General features: G+C 42.8%; 1 protein-coding gene. It reads right to left on the bottom strand.

The genetic code is table 11. The features are described from left to right. Positions 1-8 precede the first annotated feature (8 nt). Positions 9-1,186, bottom strand: a protein-coding gene (locus R7O13_RS24250) for an IS3 family transposase (RefSeq protein WP_139364634.1) whose coding sequence is annotated in 2 segments (ribosomal slippage) — positions 9-928 and positions 928-1,186 — 1,179 coding nt in all. Because the reading frame shifts where the segments join, the coding sequence is not laid out codon by codon here. Positions 1,187-1,258: the final 72 nt, after the last annotated feature.

Below are 1,258 nucleotides of genomic sequence, written 5' to 3'. Positions count from 1 at the left end.
TGTAGTGGTCAACTAAAATTGGCCACGGTTTTAGAGTTTTCCCAATATAACCGTTCTGATTCATTGGGAGTTAGGCCACCGTTATACTGATGCGGCCTGAGTTGACAGTAATACCCGATAATGTAGCGGGTAATTTCTTGTTGAGCTTCAGCAAAACTACGATAACCTACTGTCGGCACCCATTCTGTCTTCAAACTTCTAAAGAAACGCTCCATCGGCGCATTATCCCAACAATTTCCTCGGCGCGATAAGCTCTGTTTTATTTGAAAACGCCATAGAAGTTGACGATATTTTCGACTTGTATAATGGCTACCTTGATCGCTGTGGAACATCACGCCTTTCGGCTTACCACGTGACTCATAAGCCATTGAAAGAGCCTTACCTGTCAGACTGGTATCTGGTGATAAAGACATCGACCAACCAATCACTTTGCGGGCAAATAGATCAATAACAACCGCTAAATACATCCAGCGATTTCCTGTCCAAATATACGTCACATCACCAACCCAAACTTCATTTGGAGCGGTAACAGCGAACTGTCGACCCAAGTGGTTTGGGATCTCAATATGTTCTTGTGAAGCCTTTCTGTAACGATGCTTTGGCTGTTGGCAACTGACTAAACCAAGCGTTCTCATGAGCTTTGTTGCTCGATAACGGCTGAGTTTCACACCCTGATTTGTGATTATATCCGCAATAGTCCTTGCTCCAGCAGATCCGTTGCTTGCTGCGTGGGCCTCACTAACTAAGCTGCGAAGTTTGATTGTTTCGGCCTTAATCGTAGTTGGACGTTTTAGCCAATAATTATAACTACTTCGATGAACATTAAAGACTTCGCATAATGTTTTTACGCTATAGCTCTGCTTGAGTTTCTTGATTATCAAGAATTGTTCAGTGAGTCCGACATCAACAGAGCTGTTGCTTTTTTTAATATTTCATTGTGCTCTTCAAGGCGGGCCAGCTTCTTTTTTAATTCCCTAATTTCTATTTGCTCAGGGGTCATAGGCGAAGCTTTTGGTGATTTACCTTGTCGCTCTTCTCTAAGCTGGCGAACCCATTTGTCCATTGTGGATTTGCCCACATTCATGGCTTGGGCAGCTTCAACTACAGAGTAATTTTGATCTAGGACTAGCTGCGCTGATTCTAACTTAAATTCTGCGCTAAATTGGCGTCTTGCACGTTTTGTCATTATGTCACCTGTTAACTTATGAGGTGATGATATCACCTCTAACTAAGTGACCAAATTCAGTGTGCCACTACA

It is taken from the genome of Vibrio sp. Y176 (genome assembly GCF_033438945.1).
Note: the sequence above shows the minus strand (reverse complement) of the source record. Positions and strands in the feature narration are given on the sequence as shown.